This is a genomic window from Actinoplanes sp. NPDC048791 (assembly GCF_040650095.1).
In the GTDB taxonomy this organism is placed as follows: Bacteria; Actinomycetota; Actinomycetes; order Mycobacteriales; family Micromonosporaceae; genus Actinoplanes.
Window position 1 is genome coordinate 1 of sequence record NZ_JBEZGQ010000458.1, and the last position, 6438, is coordinate 6438.

The 6438-nt window shown below is 71.5% G+C and carries 7 protein-coding genes and 1 pseudogene; 5 read left to right on the forward strand and 3 right to left on the reverse strand.

From position 1 onward, the window contains the following. Together AB0C29_RS27855 and AB0C29_RS27860 are read right to left on the reverse strand one after the other, a co-directional pair. Window positions 1-373: pseudogene (locus AB0C29_RS27855) on the reverse strand (hypothetical protein); the annotation flags it as partial. A 284-nt stretch (window positions 374-657) separates the two neighbouring features. Beyond that, entirely contained in the window at window positions 658-1317 is a 660-nt protein-coding gene (locus tag AB0C29_RS27860) for a response regulator transcription factor (RefSeq protein ID WP_360825949.1), read from the reverse strand. Between the two features lie 210 nt (window positions 1318-1527). On the opposite strand from AB0C29_RS27860, the gene AB0C29_RS27865 reads away from it, so the two are divergent. The 5 genes from AB0C29_RS27865 (at window position 1528) to AB0C29_RS27885 (ending at window position 5753) form a co-directional block, all read left to right on the forward strand. Further along, entirely contained in the window at window positions 1528-2412 is an 885-nt protein-coding gene (locus AB0C29_RS27865; RefSeq protein ID WP_360825952.1) for a BTAD domain-containing putative transcriptional regulator, read from the forward strand. A 65-nt stretch (window positions 2413-2477) separates the two neighbouring features. Continuing rightward, complete coding sequence (locus AB0C29_RS27870) at window positions 2478-3104, forward strand: 50S ribosomal protein L11 methyltransferase (protein ID WP_360825954.1); 627 nt, start codon at window positions 2478-2480, stop codon at window positions 3102-3104. A 70-nt stretch (window positions 3105-3174) separates the two neighbouring features. Continuing rightward, window positions 3175-3660, forward strand: a complete 486-nt coding sequence (locus tag AB0C29_RS27875) for a MarR family transcriptional regulator (RefSeq protein ID WP_360825959.1) — start codon at window positions 3175-3177, stop codon at window positions 3658-3660. Further along, a complete protein-coding gene (locus AB0C29_RS27880; RefSeq protein ID WP_360825962.1) occupies window positions 3657-5396 on the forward strand; it encodes an MDR family MFS transporter in 1740 nt (579 codons plus the stop codon). Before AB0C29_RS27875 ends, AB0C29_RS27880 begins: the two co-directional genes overlap by 4 nt. A 54-nt stretch (window positions 5397-5450) precedes the next feature. Then, window positions 5451-5753, forward strand: a complete 303-nt coding sequence (locus tag AB0C29_RS27885; RefSeq protein WP_360554965.1) for an antibiotic biosynthesis monooxygenase — start codon at window positions 5451-5453, stop codon at window positions 5751-5753. 6 nt (window positions 5754-5759) lie between these two features. On the opposite strand, the gene AB0C29_RS27890 is transcribed toward AB0C29_RS27885, so the two are convergent. Further along, complete coding sequence (locus AB0C29_RS27890) at window positions 5760-6407, reverse strand: GAF and ANTAR domain-containing protein (RefSeq protein WP_360825964.1); 648 nt, start codon at window positions 6405-6407, stop codon at window positions 5760-5762. Between the last annotated feature and the right edge of the window lie 31 nt (window positions 6408-6438).

The window sequence follows — 6438 nt, forward strand, 5'->3', positions numbered from 1 at the left end:
CTGCGAGCAGCTGATCGCCTACTTCCGCTCGCTGCCGCAGTTCGAGGAGGTGGTGCATCGCCGACCGGGTCTGGACCGGCGCCTGCTCCCCGGTCATCGAGCGGACCGGGTACGGCGGGGGGCCCGCCGGCGGCGGCAGGAACGGCGCGCCGGAGACAGGTGCGGGACGGCCCTGGTGGTTGCCGATGATGGCGTGGCTGCCGGTGTGGTTGCCGCTGATCGGACCGGCGGTGAAGCCGAAGGAGGCGCGGCCGGGACCGGCGGGCGGGGCCGGGCCGTACTCGGGCTCCGGCGGGTCCGCGGCGGGTACGTCCGCGGCCGGGGAAGCGGTACGGGGTGACCCGAAGGCACTCCAGCTCGGGGAGTCGGCCATGTCTTCCTCATCAGCATCGTTACGGAACGAGTTCACAGCGGGTGGTCGCCGGTAGGGTGCCGGTTCGGATTCGGTCCGGCGGTAGAGCGATTCGTTGTCACGGTTGGCCCAGTCGGCACCCGACGTCGACGCGAGTTCCGCCAGCGCGACGGACACATCGGACGAATCGGCGATCGAACGTTCCACGCGATGTCCTCCAACTCGCGCCGGCGCCGACAATCTTCGACAGGCGCTCCGGCGAGAAGTACGGATCCCGCGGCTTAACGGATGAGTAGGAGCGAGAATTACTCTCCGTTAGAACGCTCGGGGCTGAGCAGCCCACGCCGGGTGGCCACCGCGACGGCCTCGAGCTGGCTGTGCGCACCGAGCTTGCCCAGCACGGCTTTCACATAGCCCCGGCACGTGTGCACGCTGATGCCGAGCCGCCGGGCGATGGCTCGCGGGTCGAGCCCGGAGCCCATCAGCACCAGCACCTCGTGCTCGCGGGCGGTCAGCCCACCGGCGCGCGGACCGACCACCGGGGTGGTGCTGCGCAGCAGCCGGGCCAGGATGTCGGTCGACACCGTCATGCCGCCGCCGTGCGCGGTGTGGACGGCGTTGAGCACGTCGCCGAGGGGCCCGTTCTTCGACAGGAAACCCGAGGCGCCGGCCGCCGTGGCCCGGCCCACCAGGGCGGACTCGTTGTTCGCCGTCAGCACGACAAAACGGGTGTCGGGCTGGCGGTGCCGCAGCAGCTCGGCGATCGCGATGCCGTCGGCGTCCGGAAGGTCCGGATCCATCAGCACCACGTTCGGCCGCAACTCCTGGACGAGCCGGATTGCCTGCTCGCCGGTCCGCGCATGCCCCACGTAGCGCAGGTCCGGTTGCCCGGCCAACGCCACACCGAGCAACTCGGCGAACGTCTGATGCCCGTCCACCACGAGCACCGTGATCGCCTCGCCCATTCATGCCTCCTGATCCGCCAGCGCTGGAAGTCTATGTGTCCCGCGCCGGAAGCCAAGGCGTACCAACAGTCGGACAGCACCTGCGAGCCACGTCGATCGCTCGGTACGCGCGCCGACGGGATGAGTCCGAGCGGCCGCCATAACTCGTATCTTCGGTGGAGCCCACCCCTCGCTTTCGGGGTGCCAAACGAGGCGGCGGACGCTTGTCGCGTGACCGTCGCCCGTACAGGGTCTTACGCCATGTACGACATCCAGCTCTTCGGCCGGCTCGAGGTCCGCACCCGGGGCGTACGCCTGACCGGTCGCGACTTCGGCGGCGTCAAGCCCCGCCACATCCTCGCACTGCTCGCCCTGCGTGGCGACCTGCACAAGGCGGAGCTGGCCGAACTGCTCTGGGGCGGCCGGCCGCCGGCCAACCATCAGGCCACGGTGGAGAGTTATGTGTCCCTTTTGCGCCATCGACTCGACCCGGACGGGCAGACGCGTGACTCCGTGATCACCACGCGCAACGGCGGCTACGCCCTGGTCGCCGATCAGGTCCGGGTCGACGTGGCGCGCTTCGACGAGCTGGTCGCCGCCGCCTCGGGCCGTACGGCCGGCCGGGCCCTGCGCCCGCTGACCGCCGCCGCCCACGTGGCCGCCCGCCCGCTGCTGGAGGACGTCGAGCAGCACGACTGGGCCGACCAGGCCCGCGAGCAGTACCGGGCCCGACTGGTGGCGACCCTGCTGGACGCCGGTGGTCACGCCCTCACAGCCGGTGACCCACGGGAGGCGCTGGCCCTGGCCGGCCGGGCGGTGGGACTGGATCCGGTCGCCGAGCGGGGCTGGGCGATCGCGATGGCCGCGCATCGGCTGACCGGGGACCGGGTGGCGGCGCTGCGGGCGTACGACCGGTGCCGGCGTGAGCTGGCCGAGGGGCTGGGCGTGGAGCCGTCGAACCAGACGCGGGCGCTGTTCCTGGAGCTGCTGCGCGAGGACGGCACGGGGACCCCGCTGGAGCTGGCGGTCACCGCGGTTCTGACCGCGGCCGGCGAGCAGCACGGGCCCGAGTCGGTGAGCGGGCTGCTGCGCCGGGCCGCCGAACTGGCCGCGTAGCCGGCGTGCTGTGACGCAACTCAAATAGCGCGCGGACCGGGCGGCAACGGCGAAGAATCCCGGGCGTGGAAACGACGCTGCTGCCCGTACCGCTGACTCCGGAGATCTCGCTGCATCTGGCCGACGGCCAAGTGGGGTTGTTCGACGGCACCGGCGGCGCGTTCAGCAGCGACGTGCCGCCACCGTTCTGGCTGTTCGTCTGGGCCGGTGGCCAGGCACTCGCCCGGCACGTCCTGGACCATCCCGAGATCGTGCGGGGCCGCTCGGTGCTCGACGTGGCGTCCGGCTCCGGCGTGGCGGCGATCGCCGCGGCGAAAGCCGGCGCGTCCCGGGTGACGGCCCTGGACGTCGATCCGCTCGCGGTGGCCGCCGCGGCCCGCAACGCGGCCGCGAACGGCGTCGCCGTCGAGACCCGAGCGCTCGACATAGCCGACTCGGACGTGCCCGCGGACGTGATCCTGGCCGGCGACGTCTTCTACACCCGCACCGTCGCCGACCGGATGGCCACCCGGATGCGTCGCGCCGGCCGCGAAGGCACCCGGGTCCTGGTTGGCGACCCCGGCCGGGGGTACTTCCCGGAGCGGCTCTTCACCCGCGTGGCCGAGTACGTCGTGCCCGTCCCGGCCGCCCTGGAGGAGACGGAGTCACTGCTCACGGGCGTGTGGGAGATGCGCACCACAATCGCCGCCTGATGGGTGAACGGAAATGCTTTCACCAACCAACAAGTTGTACGCTGCACGCATCTTGATGGGAGGTGCAGTGGTGACCGAAGGTGAAGCCGAACAGGCCGGCGGACGGCTGGCCGAGCAACTTGTGCGATTCGCCCGGCTCGGTGCGCGCGCCAAGGGCATGCTCCACGTGGGGGACTTCGGTGCCGAGTTCTCCGCGCTCATGCTGCTGTTCCCGCTCCGGCACCTCGGCCCGATGCGCGTCACCGACCTCGCCGAGGTCAAGGGCGCAGACCCGTCCACGATCAGCCGGCAGGCGGCCCAGCTGGTCAAGGCCGGGCTCGCCCGCCGGGAGGCCGACCCGGCCGACGGCCGCGCCTCCCGCCTCGCCATCACGCAGGAGGGCCTGGCGGCCTGCCTGCAGCTGCACCAGGCACGCAACGACCTGATCAGCAAAGCCCTCAGCGGCTGGCCGGTCGAGCGGGTGCGTGCGTTCGCCGACTTATTCGAAGAATTCAACAGCTCCGTCGAGGCGCTCGTGCGCTGCGACCCAGCCGTACCAGCACGGGAGAACGCGTGAGTAACTCCAGCACCACCGCACCCGCGGGGACGGGACCCGCGGCGGGCGCTCCGGGCGCCGGGCAACCGTCGGCGGAATTCACCCACCGGCAGATCCTGACCATCCTCGCCGGCCTCATGATGGGCATGTTCCTGGCCGCGCTGGACCAGACGATCATGGCCACCGCGACCCGCACCATCGCCGACGACCTGCGCGGTTTCGACCTGCAGGCGTGGGCCACCACGGCCTTCCTGATCACCTCGACGATCTCGACGCCGCTGTACGGCAAGCTCTCCGACATCTACGGCCGGCGCGGCTTCTTCCTGTTCGCGATCGCCGTCTTCGTGCTCGGCTCGGTGCTCTGCGGCATGTCGCAGAGCATGTACGAGCTGGCCGCGTTCCGGGCGATCCAGGGCATCGGCGCCGGTGGCCTGATGTCGATGGCCCTGGCGATCATCGGCGACATCGTGCCGCCCCGCGAGCGCGCCAAGTACCAGGGCTTCTTCCTCGCCGTATTCGGCACCGCCAGCGTCATCGGCCCGCTGCTCGGCGGCTTCTTCGCCGGTCAGGACACCATCCTGGGGATCACCGGCTGGCGCTGGATCTTCTACCTGAACGTGCCGATCGGCATCGCCGCCATGCTCGTCGTGGCGCGCGTGCTGCACCTGCCGCACACCCGGACCGACCACCGGATCGACTGGCCGGGCGCGGTCGCGCTGATCGTCGGCCTGGTGCCGCTGCTCACCGTGGCGGAGCAGGGCCGCAGCTGGGGCTGGGACTCACCGCGGGCGCTGGGCTGCTACGCGATCGGGCTCATCGGCATCGTCGGCTTCATACTGGCCGAGCGCGCCTACAAGGACGAGGCGCTGCTGCCGCTGCGGCTGTTCCGCAACCGGACCGTGGCGGTCGGCTCGATCTCCAGCACGATCATCGGTATGGCCATGTTCGGCGGCCTGCTGACCGTGCCGCTGTACCTGCAGATCGTCAAGGGCTCCTCGGCCACCGAGGCCGGCCTGCAGATGATCCCGTTCGTGATCGGCATCATGGCCGGCTCGATCGCCGCCGGTCAGCTGATCGCCCGCACCGGCCGCTACCGGATCTTCCCGATCATCGGCAGCACGCTGATGCTCCTCGCGCTCGGGCTGTTCTCGCTCATCGGCGCCGACACCCCGCTCTGGAAGACCATGCTGATCATGGTGGTCATGGGCCTCGGCCTGGGCGGCAACATGCAGCCGATGATCACCGCCGTGCAGAACGCGGTCTCCCCGCGGGAGATCGGCGTGGCCACCAGCTCGGTGACCTTCTTCCGGTCGATGGGCGGCACGCTGGGCACGGCGATCTTCCTGTCCGTGCTGTTCAACGTCGTCGGCGGCAAGATCAGTTCGGCGTACCAGTCGGCCCAGGGCACGCCGGAGTTCCAGCAGGCGGTCGCGTCCGACCCGAGTCAGCTGCAGACCTTGCAGCAGGCCCAGAGCGGCGACGCGCTGAACGACACCTCGTTCCTCGGCCGGCTCTCCGACGTGGTGTCGCACCCGTTCAAGGTCGGCTTCTCCGACGGCATCCACGTGGTGTTCCTGCTGGCGGCGGCCGTGATGATTTTGGGCCTGATCGTGGTCCTGTTCCTGCCGGAGATCCCGCTGTCCCAGCGCTCGGCGCAGCAGCAGCGCGCCGACGACGCGCTGGCCGCGCAGCACAGCAACGGCGTGCCCGGCGAGGTCGGGGCGGGTCCCGAGGTGGAGACCAAGAGCTCCCGCTGACCGCGGACGACACCGGAGGGTACGAGCGCAGCCGGCGCTCGTACCCTTCTTCGTATGGCAGTTGTGAAGATCAACGCGATCGAGGTCCCCGAGGGCGCCGGCCCCGAGCTGGAGCAGCGCTTCGCCGCCCGGCAGGGCGCGGTGGAGAACGCCCCGGGCTTCCTGGGGTTCGAATTGCTGCGCCCGGTCGGCGGCGAGACCCGCTACTTCGTCTACACCCGCTGGGAAACCGAGGAGGACTTCCAGGCGTGGTCGGCGGGTTCGGGCCGGGCGGCCCACGCCGGTGAGCGCAGCCGCCCGGTGGCCTCGGGCGCGAGCCTGCTGGAGTTCGAGGTCGTCCAGCGCGTCGAGAAGTAGGCCGGCTCAGGCCTCGGCGTTGCGGGCGGCCGCCGCGATCAGCCGTTCCGCCACGGCCCGCCGGTCCAGGCCGAGACGCTGGGCGGTCTCCCGCAGCACCGTGTAGGCCTCCTGCACGCCGCAGCCCCGCTGGGCGATGATCACCCCGGCGGCCCGGTCGACCGTCGCGCCCTCGCGCAGCCCCTCGCGCCGGCCCAGCTCACCGAGCAGCAGCTCGGCCTGGTTGACGATGGCCATCGCGGTCAGCAGCAGCTCGGGGTCGAGACCGCCCGGGGTGGCGACGAACAGGCTCAGTGCCCCCACCGAGGAGCGCTGCACGTCCAGCGGGATCGCCACGACGCTGTGCACACCTTCCGAGCGGGCGCATTCCGCCAGCCGCGGCCAGCGCGGGTCGGACTGCAGGTCGGGGGCGGTCACCAGAGCGCGGGTCCGGGCCGCTTCCAGGCCCGGGCCGTCGCCGCCGGCGTACTCGAGGTCGTCCAGCGCCTTGGCCGCTGTCCCGGAGGCGGCGACAACCGGCGGGCCGCCCTCCCCGATCAGGGCCACCGAGCAGCGCACGGTGCCGGTAATGGCTCCGGCGGCGAAGGCGGCGAGGCGATCGAGCGCCTGCGGCACGTCGTCGGCCCCGAGCAGCCGGGCGGTGAGCTCGTGCAACAGCCCGGCCAGTCGATCCGGTGGTCGGTCC

What these genes read in the sequence shown, in the direction of transcription:
- AB0C29_RS27885 (WP_360554965.1), top strand. Translation starts at nt 5,451, where the DNA reads ATGGCAGTTGTGAAGATCAACGCGATCGAGGTCCCCGAGGGCGCCGGC.
- AB0C29_RS27860 (WP_360825949.1), bottom strand. Translation starts at nt 1,317, where the DNA reads ATGGGCGAGGCGATCACGGTGCTCGTGGTGGACGGGCATCAGACGTTC.